Source organism: Nitratireductor arenosus, from assembly GCF_009742725.1.
Lineage (GTDB): Bacteria > Pseudomonadota > Alphaproteobacteria > Rhizobiales > Rhizobiaceae > Mangrovimarina > Mangrovimarina arenosa.
In genome coordinates, this window is record NZ_WPHG01000005.1 from 81,271 (window position 1) to 107,314 (window position 26,044).

Consider the following 26,044-nt stretch of genomic DNA (forward strand, 5'->3'; position numbering starts at 1 on the left):
CGCATGCTGAAACTCGACGACCGCGACATGAAGATCCTCGCCATTCTGCGCGAGGAAGGGCGGATCTCGAAATCCGAGCTCGCCCGGCGCGTCAACCTGACCGCGGCGCCCTGCTGGGAGCGGCTCAAGCGGCTCGAAGAGGCCGGCATCATCACCGGTTACCGGGCCGAAGTGGCGCTGAAGAAGATCGCGTCGCATATCGTGATCTTCATGGCGGCCGAGCTGGAAGGACACCGGGCCGAACATTTCCAGATTTTCGAGCGCGCGGTTGCCCGTCACGACGAAATCGTTGCCTGCTGGGCGGTGGGCGGCGGTTTCGACTACATCTTGCAGGTGATCGCGCGCGACATCGACGCCTATCAGCGCCTGGTCGACGAGTTGCTGGAAAGCCAGGTCGGGCTGGCGCGCTATTTCACCTATGTGGTGACCAAGCCGGTCAAGCTTTCGGCGCGGCTGCCCTTCGCCGCGTTGGTGCCGCCGGCCCCGGAAGACGAATGAGCGCTCCCAGGGCGGGCAAAACGGAAAAACCGTCTGCGCGGGGCGGGGTCTTCAAGAAAAACTTCGCCGGCCGGCGGTCGACAGTTCAGGCGGAACCGGAGCGGAGGAGCCCTGCCATGAATGCGGTCGCCAAACTGGAAAAGACATCGTTGTCCGCGCTGCGTGACCCGCGGCTTTTCCGTGAGTTCGCCTATGTCGACGGCGCGTGGGTCGCAGGGGCGTCGGGAACGGCGATCGACGTCACCGACCCTGCCGACGGCCGCAGGATTGGCGCGGTGCCGGCGTTGACGGCAGGCGATGCCGAGACGGCGATCGCGGCCGCGCATCGTGCTTTCGGTTCCTGGTCGGCGAAACTGCCGCAGGAGCGCGCCATCGCGTTGCGGCGCTGGTTCGAACTGGTCTGCGCGGCGCGCGACGACCTCGCCCGGCTGATGGTGGAGGAGCAGGGCAAGCCGCTGTCGGAAGCGCGCGGCGAGATCGACTACGCCGCCTCCTTCATCGAGTTCTACGCCGAGGAGGCGAAACGACTCAACGTGGAAAGCGTGACCTCGCATCTTCCCGGTGCCGAGATGTCGGTGATCCGCCAGCCTGCCGGCGTCGCGGCGCTTGTGACGCCGTGGAACTTTCCCGCCGCCATGCTGACGCGCAAGGCGGCCGCCGCGCTCGCCGCCGGCTGCACCGTGGTCGCCCATCCGTCGTCCGAGACGCCGTTTTCGGCGCTGGCGCTGGCCGAGCTGGCCGAACGGGCCGGGCTGCCGGCCGGCGTCTTCAACGTCCTGACCGGACGCGCGGCCGAGGTGGTCGGCGCGATGACGGCCTCGCCGCTGGTGCGTGTCGTTTCCTTCACCGGCTCGACCGAGATCGGCCGGCTGCTCTACGCCCAATCGGCGCCGACGGTGAAGCGCCTGGTGATGGAGCTCGGCGGGCATGCGCCCTTCATCGCCTTCGCCGATTGCGATTTCGAGCGCGCGGTGGAGCGCGCCGTCGCGGCCAAGTTCGCCACCTCGGGACAGGACTGCCTGGCCGCCAACCGCTTTTATGTCGAACGGCCGATCTATGCGCGCTTCGTGGCGGCCTTCGCCGAGCGTGTGGCCCGCCTGACGGTGGGGCCGGGCCTTGCCGATCCCGATATCGGGCCGCTGATCAACGGCCGCGCGGTCGCCAAGCAGCGCGAGCACGTGGCCGACGCGCTGGCGCGCGGCGCGCGGCTGGTGGCCGGCGGGGAGCCGCATCCGGCCGGTGAGAATTTTTTCACGCCGACCGTGCTTGCCGATGTCGGCGACGACGCGTTGATCTTCCGCGAGGAAACCTTCGGCCCGGTCGCCGCCTTCGCGCCCTTCGACGCGGAGGACGAGGTGCTGGCCAGGGCCAACGCCACCGAGACCGGGCTGGTGGCCTATCTGCACACCGGCGATGGCCCCCGCGCGGCGCGCCTGGCGCGGGCGCTCGAGTTCGGCATGGTCGCGGTCAACCGCACCAAGATCACCGGCGCGCCGGTGCCGTTCGGCGGCGTCAAGCAGGCCGGCCTCGGGCGCGAGGGCTCGCGCCACGGCATGGAAGCCTATGCCGAGATCAAATATATCTGCAGCGAAAGCGAATGAGGCGCCGATGCACCGCAACCCGTTTTCCGACGCGGAACTGGCCGGGCGCGTGGCGCGACTGCGCGAGGCGCTGGCAGGGCTCGCCCTCGACGCGGCGCTGATCTCCACGCCGGAAAACATCTTCTACCTCACCGGTCTCGATCATTGGGGTTATTTCGCCCCGCATCTTTTGATCGTGCCGGCCGATGGCGAGTTGGTGCTGGTCACGCGGGCGATGGAACGCGTTTCGATCCAGACCTATGTGCGCAATGCCCGCTTCGAGGGGCATGCCGACACCGAGACGGCGGCAGATCTGGCGGTCCGGATCCTGCGCGGCCGGTTCGCCGCCCGGGCGCGGCTGGGCCTCGAACACTGGTCGGCCGGGCTGAGCCTCGGCTTCGGCCGGGCGCTCGGCGCGGGTCTGGCGCATGTCGACTGGCACGATGTGACCGGGCTGGTGGATGCCATGCGGCTGGTCAAGTCGCCGGCCGAGCAGGCGCTGATGCGCCAGGCCGCCCGGGTGACGGATGCGGCGATGGCGGCGGCAATGGTGGCGATCGGCGCCGGGGCAAACGAACGCGAGGTGGCCGCGGAATGCCAGGCGGCGATGATCCGCGCCGGCGGCGACACGCCGGGCTTCGGTCCCTTCATCCGGCCGGGCGCGCGGCTCGGCGAGGAGCATGCGACCTGGGGCGACGGGCGCTACCCGGCCGGCGAGCCGGTGTTTTTGGAACTGTCGGGCTGCGTGGCGCGCTATCATGCGCCGATCGGCCGGCTGGTCCATGTCGGCGGGATCGAAGCCGACGACGCGGCGATGGCGGAGACGGCCAAGGCAGGCTTCGACGCGGTTCTGACCGCGCTCAGACCGGGACGGACGGCGGGCGCGGTCTACCGCGCCTGGCAGGACGTGGTGGACGCGGCCGGGCTTTCGCATTATCGCCGTCATCATTGCGGTTACGCTGTCGGCATCGGCGTGCCGCCATCGTGGACCGGCGGCAACCGCGTGACCGGATTGCGCGCCGACAGCGATATGGAAATCAAGGCCGGGATGAGTTTCCACATACTCTCCTGGCTGATGGGAACCGGCCGGGGCGACTATTTCGTGTCGAACCCCGTGCTGTTGACCGAAAACGGCGCCGATATCCTGACCACAACGGATTTCGGCCCGATCGTGACATAGGAGAAAACCATGCTCAGAAACGATCTGCTCGACCAGTGGGACCGGGAGAATTTCTTCCATCCCTCCACCCATCTCGCCCAGCACGCGCGCGGCGAAACGCCGAACCGCATCGTTTCCGGCGGCAAGGGCGTGTTCATCGAGGACCGCGACGGCAACAGGCTGCTCGACGCCTTCGCCGGTCTTTATTGCGTCAATGTCGGCTATGGGCGACCGGAGATCGCCGAAGCGATCGCCGAACAGGCCAAGGAACTCGCCTATTACCATGCCTATGTCGGGCACGGCACCGAAGCCTCGATCACGCTTGCCAAAATGGTGCTGGAGCGCGCGCCGCAGGGCATGTCGAAGGTCTATTTCGGCCTTGGCGGTTCCGACGCCAACGAGACCAATGTCAAGCTTACCTGGTATTACAACAACATTCTCGGCCGGCCGGAAAAGAAGAAGATCATCTCGCGCTGGCGCGGCTATCATGGTTCGGGCCTGGTGACCGGGTCGCTGACCGGGCTGGAGCTCTTCCACAAGAAGTTCGATCTGCCGCTCGACCGCATCCTGCACACCGAGGCGCCGTATTATTTCCGCCGGCCCGACGCAGCAATGAGCGAGGCCGACTTCGTCGCCCATTGCGTGGCCGAGCTCGAAGCGCTGATCGCGCGCGAGGGCGCCGACACGATCGCGGCCTTCATCGGCGAGCCGGTGCTTGGGACCGGCGGCATCGTGCCGCCGCCGCAAGGCTATTGGCAGGCGATCCAGGCGGTGCTGGAAAAGCACGACATCTTGCTGATCGCCGACGAGGTGGTGACCGGGTTCGGCCGGCTGGGCACGATGATGGGCTCCGACCATTACGGCATGAAACCCGACATCGTCACCATCGCCAAGGGGCTGACCTCGGCCTACGCGCCGCTGTCGGGCTCGATCATCGGCGACCGGGTCTGGACGGTGCTTGAACAGGGGACCGACGAGAACGGTCCGATCGGCCATGGCTGGACCTATTCCGCGCACCCGATCGGGGCGGCGGCCGGTGTTGCCAATCTGAAGCTGATCGACAGTCTCGGCCTGGTCGAAAACGCCGCCGAAACCGGCGCCTATTTCAACGCGGCGATGAGCGACGCGCTTGCCGACCATAGTCACGTCGGCGAGGTGCGCGGCGAGGGCATGCTGGCCGCCGTCGAGTTCATGGACGACAAGGACAAGCGGACCTTCTTCGATCCGTCCAAGAAGGTCGGGCCGGCCGTTTCGGCCGCGCTTTTGAAGCGCGGGGTGATCGCACGGGCCATGCCGCAGGGCGACATTCTTGGCTTCGCGCCGCCGCTTTGCCTGACGCCGGCCGAAGCCGACGAGATCGTCTCCAAGACGGCCGAAGCCGTTGCCGAGGTGCTGGGCTGAACGACTGCTGATGCGATCCGGCAAGGGGTGGAAAAAATTGCCCCTTGCCGACGGAAGCGCGCAAAGTCGTTTCGCCCGCCTGGTTTTCTTGAGAGGACGGTTTCCTGAAAATCCGGTCCGGATGACCTATTTTTCGAGCAGTGTCATCCGGAGCCTTGAGCCATGGATTTCGTTCCCCTGATCGATCAACTGGGCGAGCGCGGAACCGCGATCGCCGGCGGCGCGCTGATCGGCGCGCTTTTCGGCGTCTTCGCCCAACGCAGCGCCTTTTGTACCCGTTCGGCCGTGCTCGACCTGACGCGGGGCCGCGACCTGAAGGCGCTCGCGGTGTGGGCGGCCGGTTTCGCGACGGCCATTCTGGGCGTGCAATATCTGCTGGCAAGCGGCCGGCTCGACGTCCTGGAAACGCGGTTCTTTTCCACTGCGCAGAGCCTGTCCGGCGCGCTGATCGGCGGCGGTCTGTTCGGCGTCGGCATGGTGCTGGCGCGCGGCTGCGTGTCGCGGCTGATCGTGCTGTCGGCCTCGGGCAATCTGCGCGCGCTCTACACATCGGTGGTGATCGCCGTAGTCGGCCTGGCCACCTATAGCGGCGTGCTGGTGCCGGCGCGCGATGCGATCGGTGGACTGTGGAGCACGGCGCAGCTTGGCGGCAACGACGTTCTCGCCCATGCCGGTCTTGGCCAGCAGGCCGGTGTCGTCATCGGCGCGGCGCTGGCGTTAGCGGCGCTGCTGCTGGCGGTGAAGGCGCGACCGTCGCCGTGGCGGGTCGTCGGCGGGATCGGGGTCGGCCTGTCGGTGGTCGCCGGCTGGTGGTTCACCTACACGCTGTCGCTGCAGGTGTTCGACCCGATCCAGGCCGAGAGCCTGTCCTATATCCGCCCGCTCGCCACGACGGGCGGGCTGGCGCAAGCCGGCAGCGACGGCCCGGGTCTCGACCAGGGTGTGCTGATCGGCACGCTCGCCGGTGCCTTCGCGGCGGCGCTGCTGTTCCGTGATTTCCGTATCGCCGGCTTTTCCGAACCCGGAACGCCCTCGATCCTGCGCTATACGCTCGGCGCGGTGCTGATGGGGTTCGGCGGTATCCTGGCCGTCGGCTGCACCATCGGCGCCGGCTTCACCGGCGGCGCGGTGCTGGCGCTATCGTCGCTGCTCGGCCTTGCCGCCATGATCGGCGGCGCCGCGGTAGCCGACAGGCTGATCGACGCGCGCCCGGCGGCCACCGCCGTGTCGACGCGTTCGCACGCGGTGCCGGCCGAATAGACCCGAAGCCGGGCGCGACCGGTCCCGAAGCGGGATGGCGTGATCGGTTCGCCATCCCGGTCGTCCGCGGCACGAGGCCGGCTTAATCCCCGAAAGCGGCGCCCGCTCAGCCGAACATGTCGGCGACGATGCCGGAGTACCAGCCGAGCGATTCCTCGTAGGTGGCCTTGCGCAGCGCGGCGTCCTCGCCGGTCTGGCTGATGAAACTCGCCACCGAGCTGATCTTGCCGTCCTTGGGTTCGTACTGGGCGCCGACTTTGACCCCGTCGTTCGTCCCGATCAGCGACCAGCAGGTGTTGGAATATTTCGCCGGAAAGACCTTCGAATCCGTCAGGTCGCCGCGGGCGTGCATGGCCGCGATCTTGGCCTGGCTGTTGGCCGAAAAACCGGATTTCGGCATCTCGCCGGCGATCGAGGCGTCGCCGATCACGAACACCGCCTCATCCATCGTCGAGCGCATCGAGGCGGCGTCGATCGGGCAGAAGCCGCTGTCATCGGCGAAGCCGTCGGCAATGGCGCCGGCCTTCTGCGCCGGGATGACGTTTAAAAGCACGCCCTTGAACGTGTCGAAATCGGTCTCGACCGTGCCGGCGTCGGCGTCGACGTTCTTGATGCCGCCATGGATGTCGGGCCCGTACCACTCGACCATGCCGGGATAGTGTTTTTCCCAGCCGGCCTGAAACAGGCCCTGTTTGGAGAACTTTTCCTTCGGATCGACGACGACGATCTTGGCGCCGGTGTAACCCTTGGCTTTGAGCACATGCGCCATCATCGAGACGCGCTCGTAAGGCCCGGGCGGGCAGCGATAGGGGTTGGGCGGGGCGACCATGACGATCGTCTCGCCGTCGGCGACGGCGTCGAGCCTGGCTTTCAAAAGCTCGGTCTGCGGGCCGGCCTGCCAGGCATGTGGGGCGATCCCGGCCGCGGCCTCGGAGTAGCCGGGCACGGAATCCCAGATCATGTCGATGCCGGGCGACAGGATCAGCCGGTCATAGGCAAGCGTGGCGCCGTCCGCCATCGTCACGGTCCTGGCGGCGCGGTCGACGGCGCTCGCGCGGCCCGTCACCTTGGTGATGCCGTAGGCCGAGACCAGCTGGTCGTAGCTGTGGGTGATCGACTGGAAGTCGCGCAAGCCGCCCAGATAGAGGTTGGAGAAGAAACAGGTGGTGAAGCTGTCGCTGTCCTCCACCAGGGTCACGTCGATTGCGCCGTTGGAATCCCTGGCGATATATTTCGCCGCCGTCGCGCCGCCCGCGCCGCCGCCGATCACGACCACGCGCGGCTTGCCCTGGGCCCTGAGATAGGCTGGCGCGGCGAGGCCGGCCGCGCCGGCGCCGACCAGTGTTGTAAATTGCCTTCTCGTCAATCCGGTCATGGCATCCTCCCGAGTACCGGTTTTCAAGCGAAAGACGTTCTTTTGCGTCGTGCTCCAAATCCAAGTGCCGTTCTGCTTGTCACGAAATCGCAGGCCGGCTTAACCTTCTCGTTTCAACGCGTTTCCGAACGGCGAACCGGCATCCCCTTCGCCTCAAAACGCTCTACGGCGACAGCTCGGCGAAATAGGCGGCAAGGGCGGCGATTTCGTCGGCCCCAAGCCGCGCCGTCATCAATCGCATGACCTCGTTGGCGCGCAGGCCGAGCTTATATTCCACCAGCGCCCGCACCGTGTGGTCGACCGGCAGGCCGGCGATCGGCGGTATGGTTCCGCCGGCGGCGGAAGACTGGTGGCAGGTCACGCATTCGCCGCCGAGATATTCGCCGAAAGCGGGGTCGCCGTCGAGGGATAGAATCTCGGTTTCCAGATGCTCGGCCCGCAGCAGATCCTCGGCCGATGGCGGCGGTGGGCCGGCTTCGCCCGCCACGGCAGGCGCGCACAGGAACAGGGCAACGGCACCGAGCATCAGGCCCAATAGCGGGCCCAGTATCGGGCGCTGCGACACGATACCGGTATTCTTCGGCACGTCGTTTCTCCCGTGCTGCGTCACCGGCGCTGGCATTGCCGGTCAGTCGATGCCGCCGCCGGTGCCGTCCTCGTCGCCGTCGCCTTCCGGCGTCACGTCCAGCACGGCGGCGTGCTGGGCGATCTCGGCCTTGCCGGGCTTGCAGTCGTTCATGCAGGGCTCGGCCCCGGCCGCGTAATGCGGTTCCTCATGCCTGTCGTCGGCGATGAAGCCGTCCTCGTTCGGCAGCCGGATCGTGGCCAGATTGTCCTGGTTCAGCTCGAACGCCTCGTCGGTGACGATATCGTTCAAATATAGCACATAGGCGGTCAGGGCGTAGACGTCGTCGTCCGACAGCGAACGGGCATTGCCGAACGGCATGGCGCGGCGTACATAGTCGTAGACCGTCGACAGATAGGGCCAGTAGGATCCGATCGTCTTGACCGGGCGCTCGCGGGTCAGCGTGTCGTAGCCGCCGGCCAGCACCGGCCAGCGTCCGATCGCCTCGCCGAAATCGCCATGGCAGACCGCGCATTGCTCGGTGTAGACCGTCTCGCCTTCCAGAACCGTGCCGCTGCCGACCGGCAGGCCGGCGCCGTCGGGACGGATGTCGATGTCCCAGGCCGCGATCTCCGCCTCGGTGGCGGGCCGGCCGAGATGGAAGACGCCATGGGCGGGCGGCTCGGCCGCAGCGTCCGCCTCCACCACGGCGTCGTCGGGCTCGTCGGCTTTGGGTTGGGCTTCGGCGATCGCGGTATCCTCGTTCGGTGTATCGGGCGTATCGGCCGGCGCCGGTTCGGCGGACGCCGCGTCATCGTTGCCCGATTGCGAAAATGTCGCCAGATAGGCGAGGATGTCGTCGATCTCGGCGTCCTTCTTCAGACCGGCGAACGCCATCCGGTTGCCCTTGATGAAGGCGCGCGGGGCGGTGAGATAGGCTGCCAGGGTCTCGTCGTTCCAGATCAGCCCGTCCTCGCCGGCCTTCACCATGGCGGGCGAATAGCGGAAGCCGTCGGCCGTGCCGGCGATGCGGCCGAAAAGGTCGTTCAAGTGAGGCCCGACCCGGATTTTCGCGCCGTCGCCGACGGCGTGGCAGGCCTTGCATTTGGCAAAGACCTTCTCGCCCGCGTCGACGTCGCCGGCAAAGGCCGTCGCCGGCAGCAGCAGCAGGGCGAGCGCGGCGGCGAGCCTAGGAAATCTCGACATTCTCCACCACTCCGTCTTTCGCCACATGCCAGGTCTGGATGCCGTTATTGTGGTAGATGGAATTTTCCCCACGCACGGCGCGCAGAGCGTTCTTGGTCGGCTGCACGAAGCCGTTTTCGTCGATGGCGCGCGACTGCAGGAACAGGTCCGAACCGTCCCAGTCGAACGCATGGTAGAACCGGTGCAGCGCCTTGGGCAGGCTCGGCCCGTCGAGACGCGCCGTCGTCCAGTTGCGTCCGCCGTCGATCGAGACGTCGACCCGGCTGATGCGACCGCCGCCCGACCAGGCAAGGCCGGCCAGAACCAGCCGGCCGCGGCCGTGGATGACCGGCGCCTGCGGGCTCGGATTGGTGATGACGGATTTGACGTCCATCTCCCAGGTGAAGCGCCTGGCTTTGCCGTTGGCGAGCAGGTCGGTATATTTCGACGTTTCCTCGCGTAGCTGCCAGGGCTTGTCGCCGATCTCGAGACGGCGCAGCCATTTCACCCACAGATTGCCTTCCCAGCCGGGCACCACCAGCCGCAGCGGATAACCCTGGCCGGGCCGCAACGCCTCGCCGTTCATCTTGAAGGCGACCAGGCAGTCGTCGAGCGCCTTTTCGAGCGGCAGCGAGCGCGACATTGCCGAGGCGTCCGCGCCCTCGGGCATCACCCAGGCCGCGCCCGCGCGGATGCCGGCTTCCTCCAACAGATGGCGCAGCTTGACGCCGGTATACATCACGCAATGGACCATGCCGTGCGTGTACTGGCAGCCATTGAGCTGGGCGCCGCGCCATTCCATGCCGGAATTGGCGGCGCATTCGAGGAAATAGACGTGGTTTTCGCGCGGGAAACGCATCAAATCGGCCATGGTGAAGACCAGCGGCGTGTCGACCATGCCGTTGATCATCAACCGATGCTGCGCGGGGTCGATCTCGGCAATGCCGGCGTGGTGGCGCTCGAAGCACAGGCCGTTGGGCGTGATGATGCCGTCGAGTTCGTGCAGCGGCGTGAAATTGACCGAGGAGATCGGATCGGCCGTCAGCCACGGCACGTTGCGGCGCACGACATGCGCCTCGTAGGGCGAGGGCACCCCGTAAGGCTCGGCGTCGACGCCTGGCCCGGCATAGCGGTTCCAGTCCTGGATTTCGGTGATGGCGGGGTCGTCGGCCGCGCGGGCGGCGGTTGTCGCCGTGGCGATCGCGGCGCCGGCGGCCAGGCCGCCTTTCAGAAAGCCGCGTCTCGATGGCTGATCAGGCATGGTTCGGTTCCGTCCGGCCAGGTACTTATGTACACATATGAATTTATCTATATATCAAATCGGAGACGGACTGTCCATCGCCACCGTTTCCAGTCGCTCAGCTCTTCAGGGTGACGAGCCGGTTTTCCTCCAGCCGCACGACCGGATTGCGGGCGAGATAGTCCTCGACCACCTGCCAGATCGGCGGGCCTTCCGTGGCTTCGTTCACCGAGGCCCAGCCGGCCACGATATAGTCGCGACCCGGCTCGATGGCCTCGCCGGTCTTGACCAGCGTCATGTCGGTGATGCGGTTGCCCATCGTGGCGCCGGGATCGATCGTGTAGGCCATGCCGCCGACGCGCACCATGTCGCCGCCCTGCTGATAATAGGGATCCGTGTTGAACAGATTGTCGGCCACGTCCTCCAGGATGGCGTGGATGGTTTCGCCGCTCATCGTCGAGCGATAGGCGGCGGGATAGGTCATAGCGCAGGCATTGTGCAGGTCTTCGACCGTGATCGTTTCGCCCGGCAGCACCGAGGTGCCCCAGCGAAAGCCTGGCGAGAGCGCGATATCGGCCTCGCGCACGTCGATCAGCGCCTGGCAGATCAAATCGTCGAAGGTGCCGTTGAAATTGCCGCGCCGGTAAAGCAGCGTTTCGGTGGTCGCCAGCTCGCGCTTCAACTCGTCCTCGAACGGCGCCCGCAGCCGTGTGACGAGCGCATCCATCTCCGCGTCGGCTGAAATCACGTCGGAAAAGACCGGGATCAGGCGGTGGCGGAACCCCTTGAGCGCGCCGTCGCGCACATCGAGGTCGAGCCGGGTGACGAACTTGCCGTGCGAGCCGCTGGCGATCAGCAGCGTCGAGCCGACCTTGACCGGCTCGGGCAGGGCGTCGTGAGTGTGGCCGGTCAGGATGATGTCGATGCCCGAAACCCGCGAGGCGAGCGCGCGGTCGACGTCGAAACCGTTATGCGACAAAAGCACCACCAGATCGGCGCCGGCGGCGCGCGCGGCGGCGACATTGGCCGCGATGTCCTCCTCGCGGATGCCGAACGACCAGTTCGGGAACATCCAGCGTGGATTGGCGATCGGCGTATAGGGAAAGGCCTGGCCGAGGACGGCGATGTTGACGCCGCCGCGCTCGAACATCTTGTAGGCCTCGAAGGCTGGTTCGTTCCATTCCGCGTCGTAGATGTTGCCGCCGAGGAAGGGAAAGGGCAAAGACTCGATGATCTCGGTGACCCGCTCGGCGCCGTAGGTGAATTCCCAATGGCCGGTCATGGCGTCGGGCGCCAGCGCGTTCATGGCCTCGACCATGTCCTGGCCGTTGGTCTTCAGCGCGGTGTAGCTGCCCTGCCAGGTGTCGCCGCCGTCCAGGAGCAGCATGTTGTCGCCGCGCTCGGCGCGGATGCGTTTGACGATGGTGGCGATGCGGTCGAGACCGCCCATGCGGCCATAGGTGCGGGCGAGCGCGGAAAAATCCTCCGAGGTCAGTGCGTAACTATGCGGGCTGCCCGGGGCGATGTCGTAGAGTTTCAGGAAGTCGGCGCCGGTGACGTGCGGCGGCAGGCCAGCGACCGCGCCGACGCCGATATTTTCCGAAGGCTCTCGGAAATAGACCGGGCGAAGCTGGGCATGGATGTCGGTCAGGTGCACGAGCGTGACATTGCCGTGTGCCTGAAAGTCGAGCAGCGTGTCTTCGGTGAGCGCCTGCTGGGCGGCGGCCTGCGACCAGCGCCCGACAAGGCCGGGGCCGGCGACGGCCGAAAGTGCCGCCGTCGCCATAAGGAATTCGCGTCTTGAAATCATGATCCGACCCCGAGGGCGCTCACGTCCGCCCGACGACGGCCGGCGCGGAACTCGTTCTGCATTGGCTCTGCTGCGCGGCGGTGCCTGCCTGCGCCCGGTCCCGCTACTGGCGTACGGCCGGCGTTTCGACCGACAATCCCGTTCCGCGCCAGGTGACGTAAACTTCCAGAGCCATCAACTCGTCGGAAAAGGCTTTCGGAAACTCAGCCCTGGTATCACGGATGCAACCGCGGAAGCGGTTGTGCAGAGACACCATGTTGGCCTGCTTCAAACGATAGGTGGGAAAGCCGTTCGCCTGCCCTTGGCTGAGATGGTCGGCGCGGATACGCTGGCCGGAATTGGCCTCGTGGCAGGACGCGCAGGCGAAATTCAACTGGCCGGTGCGCGTGTAGTAGATATCCTTGCCGCGATCCCACCAGGTCTGAAGCTCGCCCTGGCTCAAGTCGACGGCGACCGGCGTGCCGAGCGATTGATGCTTGATGTAGGTCGTCAGCGCCTTCTGGTCGGCCGCATCGAACTTGTAGGCTTCCGCCCCCATGTTCTCCACCCGGCACTTATCGATCTGCAGCTCGATATTGATCGGCCGCTTCGCGTCGGCATCCCATTTGGGATAATTGGCCGCGATGCCCTTCATCGTGTCGGCGGCGTCGTCGTGGCAGGTTGCGCAGGACTTGCCCATCGTGCCGTCGACCGTATTCCAGATCTCGGCGCCGAGATCGACATAGAGCATGCCCGGGTTCTGGAACGAATCAGCCTCCAGTTCGCGCGTTTCCGCCTCCCGGAACAGCCAGCCCGACAACACCTCGTCGAAGGGATGACCTTCGGGCGCGGCGGTGCGCACCGTCATGGTCTGCCCGTCGATGACCAACGCGTCGTCGACCGGCTCGGCCGCGGCCGGCAAGGCCGTGGCGAAAGCCAATACCGCACCAAGCCCGACAGTTGCGTATCTATTCTTCACGGCCTTCCTCCCAATCGTTCCCTTGCGGTTCGGGGCGGGACCCGTTCACGCGACGGATCCCTGTTTCTCCGCCCGTCTTATTTGACCTCGATGCCGGCCTCGTGCTCGTAGACCGAACCGTCGTCGTCGACCCAGGAGAACTTGAACGTCCCGCTCTCGGCGACCTTGGCACTGAACTCGAAATAGGGATTTGCCGAGATCGCCGGGTCGATGTCGCAGGAAAAGACCGGCTTTCCGTTGAATTCACAGCTGAACTTGTTGATGATCTGGCGCGGGATCGGATCGCCGTTCTTGTCCTTGCGCTGGCCCGATTCCATCTGGTGGCTGATCAATGTCTTGATGGTGATGATCTCCCCCGCCGAGGCGGTCTTGGGGAGCTTCACGCGTGGTTTCGGTGTGGCCATCTTGTCGTTTCCTCTCTGATCAGCCGCCGCAGCCGCCGATCGTCACCTTGACTTCCTTCTTGTCGATGAAGGTCGAGCCGTCCTTCATCTTCGCCACGGCGATCACATTTTGCGTCCTGGCCAGGCGCATGCGCGTCGTCGCGGCGGCGATGCCGCTGGCTTCGGAGAAATTGAAGATCGCCACGTCGGGGTTGGGATTGCCTTCCGCCAGGATCATGACCTGTTCGACGACATCGTCGCCTTCCATCGCGCTTTCGACCTCGATCGAGATCGGCACGGTGTTGCCGTTTTCGGCGATCTCGGGTGCCGTCAGTGTCAGCCGGCCGGTTTCGGGCGTCTTGCCGCCGGTGAATTCGGCGATGCGCTTTTCGGTCTCCTCCGGCGTCGCCCAGGCAGGGCGACCGGGCAGGCCCGCGGCGGCAAACGCGACCGCTCCCGCGGCAAGACCCAGCGCCTGGCGTCTGTTGATGGACATCACTCGTTCTCCTTGCGCTCGCGCTATTCCTTCAGCGTGGCCACATAGGCCACGACATCCTCGATCTGTTGTGCCGTCAGGATGGTCTTGCCGACTAGGTCCTCGCGGACGTCCTTGCCGACATTGACCGAATAAAAGCCGGGCATCACGGTCTGTTCGCCGAAGACCTCTTTGGCGTCGGCGATGATCGCGCGCAACTGCGCCGGTTCCCAGCGGTCGCCGGCACCGTCCATGGCCGGACCGACCGTGCCATGGAACAATTCTTTCTGCATGTCGGCATTGGTATGACATGCAAGACAGTTGCCGAGCTTGCGGTCCTTGAAAATGTCTCGGCCGGTGACCGGGTCGCCGGGCGTGCCGGTGAGCGAGGCCATAACGGCGAGGTCCTCGAAATTCACATCCTGAGGCGCGGTCTCATCCGCCAGGGCACTGGCGGCAGTGACCGCGAAGACCGCCGTCACAATTGCTGTCGCACGAATCATCGGCCCGATTTCCTCCCCTGTTCACCGCTCTTTTTAGGCGGATATTTTGTCCCGCAACACGCTATCCATGTCCACGCAAATCTTCAATAAAAAAATATGATTATTTGCATATGTCGTCTCAAGCCCGGCCTTACTCGCCTTCCAGGCGGCCGGCGGCGCGCAACTCGTCAAGCTTGCGGGCGTGGTATTTCTGGAAGTGCTCGTCACCGTCGTAGCCCTTTTCGAACACCCATTCGAACATATGCAGAAAGGTCCATTTGCCGAAGGCTCCGGGCATAGTGGCGACTGCCGCTTCGCCGACGACCTTGCCGTGCGGCGCCTTCTCCGGCAAGAAGACGATGGTCGGGGTGAAGACATAGCCCCATTTGCGCGCGGCGGTCTTTTCGGTCAGCACTTCGCCATCGAGGTCGGTGACCTCCTCGTCGCCGAACATGTTGTATTGCACGACATTGAAATGGGCCTTGACGTAGTCGCGCACTTCCGGGTCGCTCAACAATTCCTCGTGCATCTTGGCGCAATAGATACAGCCGCGCTGCTCGAAAACGATGGCGAGGCGTTTGCCGTCCTGCCGCGCCGTCTCGATGTCCTCGGCGACGTCGCGAAAGGTCAGCGAAAACCAGGGCTGCTTGTGCAGGCCGTCATCACCGATCTCGACGGCGGCGGCAGAAAATGTCCCGGCGAGGGCGAACAGGGCGGTCAACAGCAGAGAACGGATCATGACAAGGCTCCTAGCCGATGGTCTGGAAAATGGGGAAGGTCTCGAGCAGCCAGTAGGAAATGGTCGCCATCTGACCGGTCATGAACAGGATGCCGGTGACGACCAGCAGCCCGCCCATGGCCATCTCGATCTTGCGCATATGCCGGCGAAAGCGCGCCGCCCAGCCGAGGAAACGGCCGGCGAAGGCGGCGGCCAGCAGGAACGGAATGCCGATGCCCACCGAATAGACGGCCAGCAAAAGGGCGCCGCGGGCGGCCGTGCCCTCGGAGCCGGCGACGAACAGGATGGCGGCCAGCACAGGGCCGACGCACGGCGTCCAGCCGAAGGCGAAGGCCAGGCCCATAATATAGGCGCCGACGATGCCGGCCGGCTTCCTGGCCACCTGCACCCGTGCCTCGCGGTAGAGCAGGGCGATACGGAAGACGCCGAGAAAATGCAGCCCCATGATGATGATGATGACGCCGGCGATCAGCGACAAGACGTCGAAATATTGCGCGATCGTCTTGCCGATCACGCTGGCGGTCGCCCCGAGGGCGACGAAGACCGTGGTGAAGCCGAGCACAAAGGCGAGCGCCGCCGTGACGATGCGCCGCCGCGCCGCCGCGGCCATGTCGTCGGTGCGCAGTTCCTCGAAGCTCAGGCCGGCGAGCCAGGCCAGATAAGGCGGAACGATCGGCAGGACGCAGGGCGAGACAAACGACAACAGTCCCGCCAAAAGGGCGCCTCCGAGGCTTACGTCCAGCATTGCGTTCCTTCCTTCGGATGATCCGTGCCGCAGGGCTGGCGACAATTACCTTGGAAGATATGCGGAAATTTATATATATTGCAATCGACGAAAGGACTTTGCATGCGCGGGCCAGCTTTCTATCTGGTTTTCCTGATCTTCGCGGGCACTATATGGCCCGCCGGCGCGGCCGAGCTCCTCATGCTCGAGCAGCCCGGCTGCCCGTGGTGCGCGCGCTTCAACGAGGAAATCGCGCCAGCCTATGCGAAGACGCAGGAAGGCCGCAGGGCGCCGTTGCGCCGGGTCGACATCACCGACGCGTGGCCGCCCGATCTCGATTTCATCCAGCGCGAACGCTTCACGCCGACCTTCGTCCTGGTCGAGGACGGCCGCGAGCTTGGCCGCATCCGCGGCTATCCGGGCGACGAATTTTTCTGGTATCTTCTCGGCGACCTGATCGCAAAGCTTGACGAGACCGTGCGCGAATGACCCTTCCGAAACTCAACCCGGACCAGCCACCGGAGGACTTCCAGGCTCTTTTGGTCCAGGCGCGCAAAGCCAGCGAACTCCTGAAGGCGCTGTCGCATGAAAGCCGGCTGTTGATCCTGTGCCTCCTGGCGGAGGGCGAGAAATCGGTCTCGGAACTGGAAAACATCATGGATATGCCGCAGGCGGCGGTGTCGCAACAGCTTGCGCGGCTGCGCTTCGACCGCCTGGTCAACACACGACGCGAAGGACGGGTCATCTATTATTCGATCGCCAGCGCGGAGGTCGCCTCGGTGATCGAGACCCTCTACGGGCTGTTTTGCGCCCCGGTTCGGCAGGGAGAGCCGAAAATCCGGAAAACCTGACGCAAGGCAGCCTGCGGCTTAGGGACCCGGCTGGCGAGGACGGCGGCCCCAGGGAGGAACCGCAGGTGCAAAATGTCGTAGGATCGCCGTTTTTCCTGCCGCTGGCGGGGATTGTCGCCGGCACCGTTCTCGGCTTCGTCGCGCGGCGCGTGCATTTTTGCGCCATGTCGGCGCTCGAGCGCCATTGGTATGCGAGTGACAGCCACGGCGTGCGCAGTTGGGCGCTCGCCGCCGCCGTCGCCCTGGTCCTGACCCAGACGCTTGTCGCGGTCGGTCTCGCCGATCCCGGCCGCAGCTTCTATCTGATGCCGCTTTTCGGCCTGACCGGTGCCGTCATCGGCGGGCTCGCCTTCGGGTTCGGCATGGCGCTGGTGGGCACTTGCGGCTTCGGCGCGCTGGTCCGGCTCGGCGGCGGCAGTCTGCGCTCGCTGGTCGTGCTTTTGGTGCTCGGCCTGTCGGCGATGGCCGCGCAGCGCGGTCTCTCGGCGCTAGCCCGGGTCAAACTGGTCGACGATCTGGCGATTGACTTTTCCTTGGTCGGCGGCCAGTCGATGGGCGCGATCGCCAGCGCCGTGACGGGCCTCGACCTTCATGCGGCGGTAGCCGCGCTGATCGCGGCGGGGCTGACTTGGTGGGTTTTCCGCGACCGCGCCTATCGTCGTGCCCGTTTGGCGATCGGCGCCAGCCTGACGGTCGGCGCCGTGATCGCGTTCGGCTGGGTGGCGACTACGCTCGCGGCGCGCCATTCCTTTTTTCCGGTCCAGGTGGAGGCCGGTTCCTTCGTGGTCCCGGTGGCCGATACGATCCTGCAGGCGATCCTGTTCACCGGTATCGGGCCGGACTATGGCGTCGGCCTGGTGATCGGCGTGGTGGTCGGCGCCAGCCTGTGCGCATGGCGCAGCCACGACGTGCGCTGGGAAGCCTGCGACGACGCGCGCGAACTGGGGCGGCATTTCGCCGGCGGCTTCCTGATGGGCACCGGCGGCGTGTTCGCGCTCGGCTGTACGGTCGGCCAGGGTATCACCGCCCTGTCGGCAATGGCGCTTTCGGCGCCCGTCGTGATCGTGGCGATCATGGCCGGCGCGCGGCTGGGTCTCGCCTATCTGATCGAGGGATCGATCATGGCGGCGTTCCGGCGCCTGGACGACGCGCCTGCGCGATAGGCTCAGGCAGCCGGCACGAAGTGGTAGGCCTCGCCCTTGCGCTCGACCGTGCCCATGCCCGGATACGGCAAATGATAGGCGATCAGCCGCGCCCGCTCGGCGGCCATCCGATCGAGCAGGCGCAGGCGGGTTTGCGCGGCCCGTTCGCGGTCCTGATCGCTGCCGGAATGCAGCGCGGGACGCAGGAAGGAGACCGCGTTGGTCAGCGCGTCGCCGGCAACCAGCACCGGCCGGTCGCCGCCATGGATCATGAAGGCGACATGGCCGGGCGTATGGCCGGCGGTGTCGATCGCCTCGACGCCCGGGAACACTTCTTGCCCCGGCGCGAAAAGGGCGATGCGGTCCTCCAGCGCGGCCATCCGGTTGCGGGCGCCGACAACGAAGCTCTTGCGGTCCTCCGGCATCGTTGCCAGCGTATCGTCGGCGCGCCAGAAATCCCATTCCGCGCGCGCCATCCGGGGCGTGGCCTCGGGGAAGGCAAGATCGTCGAAATCGTCGAGCACGCCCCACAAATGGTCGGGATGAGCGTGGGTGAAGATGAGGTCGGTGACCTCGGCGGGGTCCACGCCGGCGTCCTCCAGCCTGGCGAGAAGCTCGCCCGTGGTCGGCAGGAAATTCGGCCCGGCCCCGGCATCGAAAAGCGCCAGCCGGTCGCCGGCCCGCAACAGGGTGACGTTGCAGTCCGGCTTGTAGTCGGTGGTCGACATGTCGCTTTCGGCGAGAAGGGCGGTGCGGTCCTCGGCCGACATGCCGGGAAAGACGGAGCCCAGCGGCAGGTTCATGTGGCCGTCGCTGACGACCGTGATCTCGCCGTCTCCGGCCGCGAGCGGGGTGGCTGTAAGTGCTGGCCTGGCGAGTGCGACGGCGGCGGCGGTTGCGACACCGGTCAGAACGGCGCGACGTGTAGGCATGGGCGAGCCTCCCGGCTACATATTCAATTTTTCGAATGATTTCATGGCCCGCCAGGCGCGTCAATCGCCGCGCCAGAGAACGGGATGAAGCATTCAAGGTTTTCTATGTGAATGGACAGGCGCGGCGAAGCAAGCGACAATGACTCAGCAAAGGAGCCATGCAATGAAACGTCTTTCGCGGATCGCCGCGCTTGTTCTCGTCTCGCTCGTTCCGACCTTGCCGGCGGTCGCGGCCGACGACGTCACCGTGTACGAAACCGATACGCCGTTCGCCGACGTTGCCTTCGACCTTGGCGGCGCGATCGTCAATCGCGGCTACGTCGTCGACTATCACGGCTTCATCGGCGAGATGCTGCAGCGCACGGCCGCCGATGTCGGGGCGCAGAAGGCGCTCTACAAGAATGCCGAGTTCTTCCAGTTCTGCTCGGCCGTCATCTCGCGCCGCCCGATGGAAGAGGATATCGCCAATATCGCCTATTGCCCCTATGTGGTGTTCGCATACGAGACCGAGGCAGAGCCTGGAACCGTGCGCGTCGGCTTCCGGCGTCTGCCGGAGGGCGGCGGCCGCGATCAGGTCAACACCCTGCTCGAGGAGATCGCGCGCGAGGCGGTTGGCGAATAGCCGAGCCGGACCGTTGGCGCCAACCAGGGGCGGGAAAATCTCCGGGGCGGGTGGAACCGTCCGCGCCAAACGGCCATTCTGTGTGGCGAGACCAGGAGCGCGGCAGGCGGCGTGCCGCGATCTCGGCCAGTTTGGAGACGCGCCATGTGCACACATGCCGACCACACCATCCATCGCGCCCGGCATCATTTCGGCTGGGACAACGCGATCGCGCCGGTCATGCATGTGGAGCCCGGCGCGCGGCTGACCTTCGAATGCCTTGACGCCGCGGGCGGCCATTTCACACCGCAAAGCACGGTCGCCGACATCGCGACGCTAGCATCAGAAACGATCAACCCGGTTACCGGACCGGTCTTCGTCGAGGGAGCCGAACCGGGCGACGCGCTCAAGGTGACGATCGAGGCTTTCGAGCCGTCCGGCTTCGGCTGGACTGCCAATATTCCCGGCTTCGGCCTGCTTGCCGACCAGTTTCCCGATCCTGCGCTGCATCTGTGGCGTTACGACGTGACGGCGCGCGAGCCGGCCCTGTTCGGCGCGCATGCGCGTGTGCCGCTGAAGCCGTTTGCCGGCACGATCGGCGTCGCACCGGCAGCGCCCGGGCAGCATTCGGTGGTGCCGCCGCGCCGTGTGGGCGGCAATCTCGATATTCGCGACCTCGCCGCCGGCACGACGCTCTATTTGCCGGTCGAGGTGGCGGGCGCGCTGTTTTCGATCGGCGACACCCATGCCGCCCAGGGCGATGGCGAGGTGTGCGGCACCGCGATCGAAAGCCCGATGACGGTCGCCCTGACGCTCGATCTGGTCAAGCAGGCGGGGCTTTCGGCGCCGCGCTTTACCACGCCGGGTCCGGTGACGCGTCATCTCGACGGGGCGGGCTACGAGGCGACGACCGGTGTGGGCCCGGACCTTTACCGAGGGGCGCGGGCGGCGCTTGCCGGCATGATCGACCTGATCGTCCGTGAGCACGGCCTTGCCCCCGTCGACGCCTATATGCTGTGCTCGGTCTGCGGCGACCTGCGCATCAGCGAGATCGTCGACGCGCCGAACTGGGTGGTTGCGTTCTACTTTCCCCGCGCGGTGTTCGCGTAAGGGCTGTATATGCGCAAGTCATTGCAATCAAAGCGATTGCATCGGTTTGGCTAGCAAGAGTTTCACTTTGACAGTGCGTGGCGGCTTGATGTAGCCTCCTTTTTGCCGCGTGAGTAGAAGCGCACTTAATCCCGGCCGCCTGAAGGGCGGGGGAGATAATTGCTCACTTGTTGGAATACCAACGAGATGGGTTGCGCTTTACGAAACTGGTTCTTCCCGACTCGTTGTAGACAATAGGGGCTTTCGGCCCCCGGCGACCATGTTCGGTGATCGTTGGAGCAGTCCTTCGGACATGGGTTTGGTGTTGGCGCGAATTCGACCGGTCGTTACCGGCCGGTCTTTGGGAGGAGACGATGCGCAAACTGGTTTACGTACTCGGTGCGATGGCTATGGCGATGGCGACGCTGCCCGCTGCCGCGGAGGAGCTGACCAAAGTCCGGTTTATTCATGAATGGCGTTTCGAGGGCCATGTCGCGCCCTATCTGGTCGCACTCGACAAGGGTTATTACAAGGACGAGGGGCTCGACGTCTCAATCGATCCGGGAACCGGAAGCGTTGACGGCATCAACCGGATCGCCTCGGGGTCCTACGATATCGGCCAGATGGATCTCAACGCGTTGATCAAATATCGCGACGCGGCCGACGCCGTGCCGATCAAGGCGGTGCTGGTGACCTATAACATCCCGCCCTTTTCGATCCTGACGATCAAGAAAAACGGCATCGCTGAGCCGAAGGACCTGGAGGGCAAGATTCTCGGCGCGCCTGCGGCGGACGCGGCCTATTCGCACTGGCCGATCTTCGCCAAGCTGAATGACATCGACACGTCGACGGTCACGGTCGAGAATGTCGGCTTTCCGGTGCGCGAGACCCTTTTGGCGCAGGGCCAGGTCGACGCGGTGACGGCCTTCATCTCCAATAAGCTCGCGGTCAAGGCCGCCGGCGTGCCCGACGACCAGATCGTCGGCATGATGATGAGCGAATACGGTGTCGACCTGTTCGGCAGCGCGGTGATGGCGAGCCCATCGTTCATGGCCGAGCATCCCGAGGCGGTGGCCGGATTCGTGCGCGCCACGATCCGCGGCTTCCGGGACGCCATCAACGATCCCGAAGGCGCGATGGACAGCGTCATGAAGCACAACCCGATCGCCAAGCGCGACATCGAACTCGAGCGGCTGAAGCTGGTCGCCGAGGAGTGCTATTTCACCGACGACGTGCGCGAGAACGGTTTCGGCCACGTCGATGCGGGACGGCTGTCGCGCTCGATCGACCAGCTCGAGGAAACCTTTTCGTTCACCAACAAGCCGCAGGCGTCCGACATCTATACCGGCGATTTTCTGCCGGCGAAGAATGAGCGGATGATCCAATAGGCTTGAAGCAACCCTGCGCAAGGGCGCTCGTTGCAGCGCCCTTGCGACCGGTGCGACACAGATAGGTGGATAAGATGGCACAAACCGATATCGTCTCGCCTCCGGCAAAGGCCGCGCGCAGCGGCCCGGACTGGGTCTGGCATGCGGAGAACATCGGCTCGCCGGTGTTGTTCACGCTCGGCTTGTTCCTGGTATGGGAAGTCGGCTGCAGGCTGTTCAACGTCCCCGAATCGATCCTGCCGACAGCCTCCGCGACGCTCGCCGCGCTGTGGGAGTTCCGGGTCGTCATCTTCGACAACATGATCGTGACCTTGTGGACGACGCTGCTCGGCTTCGCACTGGCGATCGTCATCGGCCTGCTTCTGGGCGTCGCCGTGGGCTGGCACCGCGCCGTCTATTCGGCGGTCTATCCGGCGCTGATCGCGTTCAATTCGATTCCGAAAGTGGCCGTCGTGCCGATTCTGATCCTGTGGTTCGGGCTCGGCACCGTTCCGGCGATCCTGACCGCGTTCCTGATCTCGTTCTTTCCGATCGTGGTCAACGTGGCGACCGGGCTCGCCACGGTCGAACCGGAGCTCGAGGACGTTTTGCGCGCGCTTGGCGCCAAGAAACTTGTGGTGATGACCAAGGTCGGCATTCCGCGCTCGCTGCCGCATTTCTTCGGCTCGCTCAAGGTGGCGATCACGCTTGCCTTCATCGGCGCGGTGGTGGCCGAAACCTCCGGCGCGTCGAAGGGGCTGGGCAAGCTGATGCTCGACGCCCAGGCCGCCTTCCAGGTGCCGATCGTGTTCGCCGCGCTGCTGGTTTTGTCGGTGCTGGGCATCCTGCTCTATGCGATCACCGCGCTGATCGAGCAGCGCTTTACCGGCTGGGCCCATCGTTCGCAGAACCATTGAACCCGAGACACCGGGCCGCCGTTTCGCGGACCACCCAAGACAGGAGACAGGCGCCGTGACTTTGCTGCACACCGAAAGCTCGCTGTACCAATCCAATGACGCGACGGCCAAGCTGGCTGCAGTGGATCCGTCGCGCGCCGGTCAGGCCGCAACAGATTTCGTCGAGATCTCCGATGTGACGCTGTCTTATGGCGGCGACGAGGGCGTGACCGCCGTCGAGGACCTGACCATGTCGGTGCGCAAGGGCGAATTCGCCGCCGTCGTCGGGCCGTCCGGCTGCGGCAAGTCGACCCTGATGAAGCTGACGACCGGTCTGGTGATCCCGCAAAAGGGCCGCATCGCCGTTGACGGCAAGCCGGTCACGGGGCCGCTCGACATTGTCGGGATGGCATTCCAGAACCCTTCGCTTCTGCCTTGGCGGCGTACGCTCGACAACATCATGCTGCCGCTCGAGATCGTATCGCCGCACGCCCAGAGGCTGCGCAAGCACAAGGCGGAGTACGTCGCGCGCGCCGAAGCCATGCTCGATCTGGTCGGCCTTGGCGGCTTCGGGGCAAACTACCCCTGGCAGCTTTCGGGCGGCATGCAGCAGCGGGCCAATCTGTGCCGAGCGCTGATCCACGAGCCGGGCCTGTTGATGCTGGATGAACCCTTCGGGGCGCTTGACGCCTTCACCCGCGAGGAATTGTGGGGGGTGATCCGCGACCTGCACCAGAGGAAAAAATTCACGGTAGTGCTTGTGACGCACGATCTGCGCGAGGCGGTCTATCTGGCCGACCGTGTCTTCGTCATGAGCGCGCGGCCCGGACGCGTGGTGCTGGAACGCGAGATCGGGTTCGAGCGGCCGCGGCCGATCGACCTGACCTACACAGGCGAGTTCAACGACGTCGTGCATGAATTGAGAGAAAAGATCGCCGAGGCGCGGGCCGACACGCCGCCAATCGGTTAGAAAGACCAAGCGGAAAAGGGGGCGTTTCGACTGCACGTTTTGCGTGTTGTTGACGGCGCGGATGATATACGCACGCCGGATCGCGGCGGGGCTTGCGGACGAGGCCGCAGGCAACGACCCTCATGTGCCGGAATTCTGTCATAACTATATCAGATATTTGATCTTTTTGGACTTTTTTGGCTTTTCCAAAAAGCTCGGATAGGGTATGGTCCCCACATTGTCAGTAGAAGCAAAACACCGAATTTCGGTCGCGTAATACGCGAAAAATCCGGTCGGGAATTGCTGGCAAGAGATCACTTGATCTGCGCCCGACGGTAAGAGCTGACAGAGATTGCGGCAGGATTGTTGTCGGGTGCGGTGGTTTCGCCGCGCACGGACTCCGTGTTGGCGGGACATTGCCAATTTTGGAGACAACTGATGATAATCGACATTAGCTGCTACCCCACCAAGCTGGTCGACCTGGCATGGCGGCACGATGGCGATCCGTTTACCGGCGAGCGCCTCCTGAAGATGATGGACGGCCCGTTTTATGTGAACGGGAAGCCGCGGCGCATCGACAAGGCGTTCATCCAGCCGCCGCAGGGCAACACGATCTACACCGACGGCCATGGCGACCTGACCGGCAAGGACGCGATCCGCGACTACATGGCCTACACGGTCGAGCTGGTTCAGAAATATCCCGACCGCTTTCTCGGCTGCTTCGTCTACAATCCGCGCTACGGCACCCAAAACGGCGCCGAGGAGATCGAGCACCACGCCAAGGAATACGGCTTCAAGATGGTGCAGCTCCAGGCCAACATGCACGCCTACCGGCCCGACCGGGCGCTCGACTGGCTGCGCCCGGCGATGCGGAAATGCGCCGAGCTCGGCCTTCTGGTGAAAGTGCATACCGGCGACGGACCGTATTCGATCCCGACCGAATTCTATCCGATCATCCGCGAATTCCCCGAGGTCAATTTCATCCTCGGCCATTTCGGCGTGCAGACCGGCGGCGTCTACTGCTTCGAACCGTTCCAGATGGCGTTGGACGCACCCAATGTCTACGCCGAATCGGGCTGGTGCCTGCAGTCGCGCATCGTCGAGTTCGCCAAGGAACTGCCGAAGGAAAAGATCCTGTTCGGCACCGACACGCCGCCTAACGAGCCGGGCATGTGGCTCAGACTGCTGGAGGTTCTGTGTCACGAGCCGCCGCAGGGCCTGAACCTCGATGAGGACACGCTGGAAGATTATTTCGGCAACAACATCGCGCGTATGATCGGTCTCGACCCGACGCCGCCGCCGCGCACCGTCGAAGAGGCGAAAGCACGCCTGAAGGGCGAAACGCCCACGCTCGCAACGGCCTGAGGCCGTCCAGCGATCGCTCTCGAAAAATTCCGGAGATCATCATGATTATCGACACCCACCTGCACCCGACCAATCTGGTCGACGAGGCCTGGCGGCACACGGGAACGCCGTTCAACGGCGAGCGCATGCTCAAACTGATGGACGGTCCGTACTGGATCAACGGCAAGCCGCGCCGCATCGACATGGGCTTCATCCAGCCGCCGCCCGGCAATACCGGCTATCGCGACGGCAATCGCATGGGCCGCGAAGGCATTCGCGACTACATGGCCTACATCGCCGAGCTGTGCCAGAAATACCCCGACCGCTTCATCGGCAACTTCAACTACAACCCGCGCTGGGGCCCGGAAAACGGCGCGGCGGAGCTGGAATTCCACGTCAAGGAATACGGCTTCAAGATGCTGAAGCTGCACGCCAACATGCACGGCTACCGGCCGGACCGGGCTCTGGAATGGCTGCGGCCGGCGATGAAGAAATGCGCCGAGCTCGGCGTCGTCGTGCTGATCCACACCGGCGACGGACCCTACACGATCCCGACGATGTTCTACCCGATCATCCGCGAGTTCCCGATGGTCAACTTCATCATCGGCCATTTCGGCATCCAGACCGGCGGCAACTATTCCTTCGAATCCTTCTGGATGGCGATGGACACGCCCAACGTTTATTGCGAATCCGGCTGGTGCTTCCAGTCGCGGATCGTCGAGTTCGCCAAGGAACTGCCGAAGGACAAGATCGTGTTCGGCACCGATTCGCCGCCCAACGAGCCGGGCATGTGGCTGCGCGAACTGGAGGTTCTGTGCCACGAGCCGCCGCAGGGGCTCGGTCTTTCGGAAGACGACCTGGAAGGTTATCTCGGCAACAATATCGCCAAGCTGGTCGGTATCGACCCCACCCCTCCGCCCCGTACCATGGACGAGGCGAAGGCGCGCCTGACGGACACCTATGCAGGCGTCAAGCGCGGCGCGGGCCAGGCTGTTCCCGCCTGATGTCCGCCGGCGGCCCGGCCGAGCCGGGCCGCCGC

27 protein-coding genes are annotated in these 26,044 nt (G+C 65.1%); 15 read left to right on the forward strand and 12 right to left on the reverse strand.

Translation table 11 applies throughout. The features are described 5' to 3' along the window. The first annotated feature begins 3 nt into the window (after positions 1 to 3). From GN330_RS19125 to GN330_RS19145, 5 genes are all read left to right on the forward strand, one after another. Positions 4 to 498 carry an Lrp/AsnC family transcriptional regulator gene (locus GN330_RS19125; protein WP_156714453.1) on the forward strand — a complete coding sequence of 165 codons (495 nt, stop codon included), beginning with the start codon at positions 4 to 6 and terminating at the stop codon, positions 496 to 498. A 116-nt stretch (positions 499 to 614) separates the two neighbouring features. Next, positions 615 to 2,099 carry an NAD-dependent succinate-semialdehyde dehydrogenase gene (locus tag GN330_RS19130; protein WP_156714455.1) on the forward strand — a complete coding sequence of 495 codons (1,485 nt, stop codon included), beginning with the start codon at positions 615 to 617 and terminating at the stop codon, positions 2,097 to 2,099. 7 nt (positions 2,100 to 2,106) lie between these two features. Continuing rightward, positions 2,107 to 3,258 (forward strand): M24 family metallopeptidase, encoded by a 1,152-nt coding sequence (locus tag GN330_RS19135; RefSeq protein ID WP_156714457.1) that lies wholly within the window; start codon positions 2,107 to 2,109, stop codon positions 3,256 to 3,258. A 9-nt stretch (positions 3,259 to 3,267) separates the two neighbouring features. After that, the gene (locus tag GN330_RS19140; protein WP_156714459.1) at positions 3,268 to 4,638 is read left to right on the forward strand and encodes an aspartate aminotransferase family protein; all 1,371 of its coding nucleotides are present in this window, start codon (positions 3,268 to 3,270) and stop codon (positions 4,636 to 4,638) included. Between the two features lie 162 nt (positions 4,639 to 4,800). Continuing rightward, positions 4,801 to 5,898, forward strand: coding sequence for a YeeE/YedE thiosulfate transporter family protein (locus tag GN330_RS19145; protein ID WP_156714461.1), 1,098 nt, complete (start codon positions 4,801 to 4,803; stop codon positions 5,896 to 5,898). A 106-nt stretch (positions 5,899 to 6,004) separates the two neighbouring features. Here GN330_RS19145 and GN330_RS19150 read toward each other — a convergent pair whose 3' ends face one another. The 11 genes from GN330_RS19150 to GN330_RS19200 all read right to left on the reverse strand — a co-directional run bounded on the left by GN330_RS19150 (position 6,005) and on the right by GN330_RS19200 (position 15,855). Continuing rightward, positions 6,005 to 7,273 carry an NAD(P)/FAD-dependent oxidoreductase gene (locus GN330_RS19150; RefSeq protein WP_156714464.1) on the reverse strand — a complete coding sequence of 423 codons (1,269 nt, stop codon included), beginning with the start codon at positions 7,271 to 7,273 and terminating at the stop codon, positions 6,005 to 6,007. A gap of 163 nt (positions 7,274 to 7,436) precedes the next feature. Further along, complete coding sequence (locus tag GN330_RS19155; protein WP_156714466.1) at positions 7,437 to 7,859, reverse strand: c-type cytochrome; 423 nt, start codon at positions 7,857 to 7,859, stop codon at positions 7,437 to 7,439. 42 nt (positions 7,860 to 7,901) lie between these two features. Further along, a complete protein-coding gene (locus GN330_RS19160; protein ID WP_156714468.1) occupies positions 7,902 to 9,044 on the reverse strand; it encodes a c-type cytochrome in 1,143 nt (380 codons plus the stop codon). Continuing rightward, a complete protein-coding gene (gene soxC / locus GN330_RS19165) occupies positions 9,028 to 10,284 on the reverse strand; it encodes a sulfite dehydrogenase (RefSeq protein ID WP_156714470.1) in 1,257 nt (418 codons plus the stop codon). Before soxC ends, GN330_RS19160 begins: the two co-directional genes overlap by 17 nt. A gap of 97 nt (positions 10,285 to 10,381) precedes the next feature. After that, positions 10,382 to 12,073, reverse strand: a complete 1,692-nt coding sequence (gene soxB, locus GN330_RS19170; RefSeq protein ID WP_156714472.1) for a thiosulfohydrolase SoxB — start codon at positions 12,071 to 12,073, stop codon at positions 10,382 to 10,384. A gap of 103 nt (positions 12,074 to 12,176) precedes the next feature. Further along, positions 12,177 to 13,031, reverse strand: a complete 855-nt coding sequence (gene soxA, locus GN330_RS19175) for a sulfur oxidation c-type cytochrome SoxA (protein ID WP_425487183.1) — start codon at positions 13,029 to 13,031, stop codon at positions 12,177 to 12,179. Between the two features lie 77 nt (positions 13,032 to 13,108). After that, complete coding sequence (soxZ, locus tag GN330_RS19180; RefSeq protein WP_156714474.1) at positions 13,109 to 13,435, reverse strand: thiosulfate oxidation carrier complex protein SoxZ; 327 nt, start codon at positions 13,433 to 13,435, stop codon at positions 13,109 to 13,111. A gap of 19 nt (positions 13,436 to 13,454) precedes the next feature. Continuing rightward, positions 13,455 to 13,910: a thiosulfate oxidation carrier protein SoxY gene (soxY, locus tag GN330_RS19185; protein ID WP_156714477.1), complete on the reverse strand. Its 456-nt coding sequence runs from the start codon at positions 13,908 to 13,910 to the stop codon at positions 13,455 to 13,457. Positions 13,911 to 13,933: 23 nt separating this feature from the next. After that, entirely contained in the window at positions 13,934 to 14,392 is a 459-nt protein-coding gene (gene soxX, locus GN330_RS19190; protein WP_156714479.1) for a sulfur oxidation c-type cytochrome SoxX, read from the reverse strand. Positions 14,393 to 14,522: 130 nt separating this feature from the next. Further along, entirely contained in the window at positions 14,523 to 15,110 is a 588-nt protein-coding gene (locus GN330_RS19195) for a SoxW family protein (protein ID WP_156714481.1), read from the reverse strand. A gap of 10 nt (positions 15,111 to 15,120) precedes the next feature. Continuing rightward, positions 15,121 to 15,855 carry a cytochrome c biogenesis CcdA family protein gene (locus tag GN330_RS19200; protein WP_156714484.1) on the reverse strand — a complete coding sequence of 245 codons (735 nt, stop codon included), beginning with the start codon at positions 15,853 to 15,855 and terminating at the stop codon, positions 15,121 to 15,123. Positions 15,856 to 15,957: 102 nt separating this feature from the next. Here GN330_RS19200 and GN330_RS19205 point away from each other — a divergent pair, with 102 nt between their 5' ends. The 3 genes from GN330_RS19205 (at position 15,958) to GN330_RS19215 (ending at position 17,848) form a co-directional block, all read left to right on the forward strand. Then, positions 15,958 to 16,323: a transcriptional regulator gene (locus tag GN330_RS19205; RefSeq protein WP_156714486.1), complete on the forward strand. Its 366-nt coding sequence runs from the start codon at positions 15,958 to 15,960 to the stop codon at positions 16,321 to 16,323. Next, positions 16,320 to 16,685: an ArsR/SmtB family transcription factor gene (locus GN330_RS19210; RefSeq protein WP_156714490.1), complete on the forward strand. Its 366-nt coding sequence runs from the start codon at positions 16,320 to 16,322 to the stop codon at positions 16,683 to 16,685. Before GN330_RS19205 ends, GN330_RS19210 begins: the two co-directional genes overlap by 4 nt. A 65-nt stretch (positions 16,686 to 16,750) precedes the next feature. Continuing rightward, positions 16,751 to 17,848: a YeeE/YedE thiosulfate transporter family protein gene (locus tag GN330_RS19215; RefSeq protein ID WP_343040933.1), complete on the forward strand. Its 1,098-nt coding sequence runs from the start codon at positions 16,751 to 16,753 to the stop codon at positions 17,846 to 17,848. Positions 17,849 to 17,850: 2 nt separating this feature from the next. Here GN330_RS19215 and GN330_RS19220 read toward each other — a convergent pair whose 3' ends face one another. After that, positions 17,851 to 18,759: an MBL fold metallo-hydrolase gene (locus GN330_RS19220; RefSeq protein WP_156714492.1), complete on the reverse strand. Its 909-nt coding sequence runs from the start codon at positions 18,757 to 18,759 to the stop codon at positions 17,851 to 17,853. Between the two features lie 163 nt (positions 18,760 to 18,922). Here GN330_RS19220 and GN330_RS19225 point away from each other — a divergent pair, with 163 nt between their 5' ends. From GN330_RS19225 to GN330_RS19255, 7 genes are all read left to right on the forward strand, one after another. Beyond that, entirely contained in the window at positions 18,923 to 19,381 is a 459-nt protein-coding gene (locus GN330_RS19225) for a DUF302 domain-containing protein (protein ID WP_156714494.1), read from the forward strand. Between the two features lie 144 nt (positions 19,382 to 19,525). Next, positions 19,526 to 20,470 carry an acetamidase/formamidase family protein gene (locus GN330_RS19230; RefSeq protein WP_156714496.1) on the forward strand — a complete coding sequence of 315 codons (945 nt, stop codon included), beginning with the start codon at positions 19,526 to 19,528 and terminating at the stop codon, positions 20,468 to 20,470. A 353-nt stretch (positions 20,471 to 20,823) separates the two neighbouring features. Further along, complete coding sequence (locus GN330_RS19235; protein WP_156714499.1) at positions 20,824 to 21,837, forward strand: ABC transporter substrate-binding protein; 1,014 nt, start codon at positions 20,824 to 20,826, stop codon at positions 21,835 to 21,837. 65 nt (positions 21,838 to 21,902) lie between these two features. Further along, positions 21,903 to 22,733 carry an ABC transporter permease gene (locus tag GN330_RS19240; RefSeq protein ID WP_425487184.1) on the forward strand — a complete coding sequence of 277 codons (831 nt, stop codon included), beginning with the start codon at positions 21,903 to 21,905 and terminating at the stop codon, positions 22,731 to 22,733. A gap of 181 nt (positions 22,734 to 22,914) precedes the next feature. Then, positions 22,915 to 23,682 (forward strand): ABC transporter ATP-binding protein, encoded by a 768-nt coding sequence (locus tag GN330_RS19245; RefSeq protein WP_246188771.1) that lies wholly within the window; start codon positions 22,915 to 22,917, stop codon positions 23,680 to 23,682. A gap of 417 nt (positions 23,683 to 24,099) precedes the next feature. Next, positions 24,100 to 25,026: an amidohydrolase family protein gene (locus tag GN330_RS19250; RefSeq protein ID WP_156714503.1), complete on the forward strand. Its 927-nt coding sequence runs from the start codon at positions 24,100 to 24,102 to the stop codon at positions 25,024 to 25,026. Between the two features lie 41 nt (positions 25,027 to 25,067). Next, entirely contained in the window at positions 25,068 to 26,009 is a 942-nt protein-coding gene (locus tag GN330_RS19255) for an amidohydrolase family protein (RefSeq protein ID WP_156714505.1), read from the forward strand. Positions 26,010 to 26,044 lie beyond the last annotated feature (35 nt).

Bases quoted from the DNA above. Each gene is read 5' to 3' on its own strand.
- soxB (WP_156714472.1), bottom strand. From the start codon at position 12,073: ATGATTTCAAGACGCGAATTCCTTATGGCGACGGCGGCACTTTCGGCC.
- GN330_RS19220 (WP_156714492.1), bottom strand. From the start codon at position 18,759: ATGCCTACACGTCGCGCCGTTCTGACCGGTGTCGCAACCGCCGCCGCC.
- GN330_RS19150 (WP_156714464.1), bottom strand. From the start codon at position 7,273: ATGACCGGATTGACGAGAAGGCAATTTACAACACTGGTCGGCGCCGGC.
- GN330_RS19225 (WP_156714494.1), top strand. From the start codon at position 18,923: ATGAAACGTCTTTCGCGGATCGCCGCGCTTGTTCTCGTCTCGCTCGTT.
- soxC (WP_156714470.1), bottom strand. From the start codon at position 10,284: ATGCCTGATCAGCCATCGAGACGCGGCTTTCTGAAAGGCGGCCTGGCC.
- GN330_RS19130 (WP_156714455.1), top strand. From the start codon at position 615: ATGAATGCGGTCGCCAAACTGGAAAAGACATCGTTGTCCGCGCTGCGT.
- GN330_RS19200 (WP_156714484.1), bottom strand. From the start codon at position 15,855: ATGCTGGACGTAAGCCTCGGAGGCGCCCTTTTGGCGGGACTGTTGTCG.
- soxX (WP_156714479.1), bottom strand. From the start codon at position 14,392: ATGATTCGTGCGACAGCAATTGTGACGGCGGTCTTCGCGGTCACTGCC.
- GN330_RS19125 (WP_156714453.1), top strand. From the start codon at position 4: ATGCTGAAACTCGACGACCGCGACATGAAGATCCTCGCCATTCTGCGC.
- soxZ (WP_156714474.1), bottom strand. From the start codon at position 13,435: ATGGCCACACCGAAACCACGCGTGAAGCTCCCCAAGACCGCCTCGGCG.
- GN330_RS19255 (WP_156714505.1), top strand. From the start codon at position 25,068: ATGATTATCGACACCCACCTGCACCCGACCAATCTGGTCGACGAGGCC.
- GN330_RS19235 (WP_156714499.1), top strand. From the start codon at position 20,824: ATGCGCAAACTGGTTTACGTACTCGGTGCGATGGCTATGGCGATGGCG.
- GN330_RS19135 (WP_156714457.1), top strand. From the start codon at position 2,107: ATGCACCGCAACCCGTTTTCCGACGCGGAACTGGCCGGGCGCGTGGCG.
- GN330_RS19250 (WP_156714503.1), top strand. From the start codon at position 24,100: ATGATAATCGACATTAGCTGCTACCCCACCAAGCTGGTCGACCTGGCA.
- GN330_RS19230 (WP_156714496.1), top strand. From the start codon at position 19,526: ATGTGCACACATGCCGACCACACCATCCATCGCGCCCGGCATCATTTC.
- GN330_RS19145 (WP_156714461.1), top strand. From the start codon at position 4,801: ATGGATTTCGTTCCCCTGATCGATCAACTGGGCGAGCGCGGAACCGCG.
- soxY (WP_156714477.1), bottom strand. From the start codon at position 13,910: ATGTCCATCAACAGACGCCAGGCGCTGGGTCTTGCCGCGGGAGCGGTC.
- GN330_RS19210 (WP_156714490.1), top strand. From the start codon at position 16,320: ATGACCCTTCCGAAACTCAACCCGGACCAGCCACCGGAGGACTTCCAG.
- GN330_RS19205 (WP_156714486.1), top strand. From the start codon at position 15,958: ATGCGCGGGCCAGCTTTCTATCTGGTTTTCCTGATCTTCGCGGGCACT.
- GN330_RS19195 (WP_156714481.1), bottom strand. From the start codon at position 15,110: ATGATCCGTTCTCTGCTGTTGACCGCCCTGTTCGCCCTCGCCGGGACA.
- GN330_RS19140 (WP_156714459.1), top strand. From the start codon at position 3,268: ATGCTCAGAAACGATCTGCTCGACCAGTGGGACCGGGAGAATTTCTTC.
- GN330_RS19160 (WP_156714468.1), bottom strand. From the start codon at position 9,044: ATGTCGAGATTTCCTAGGCTCGCCGCCGCGCTCGCCCTGCTGCTGCTG.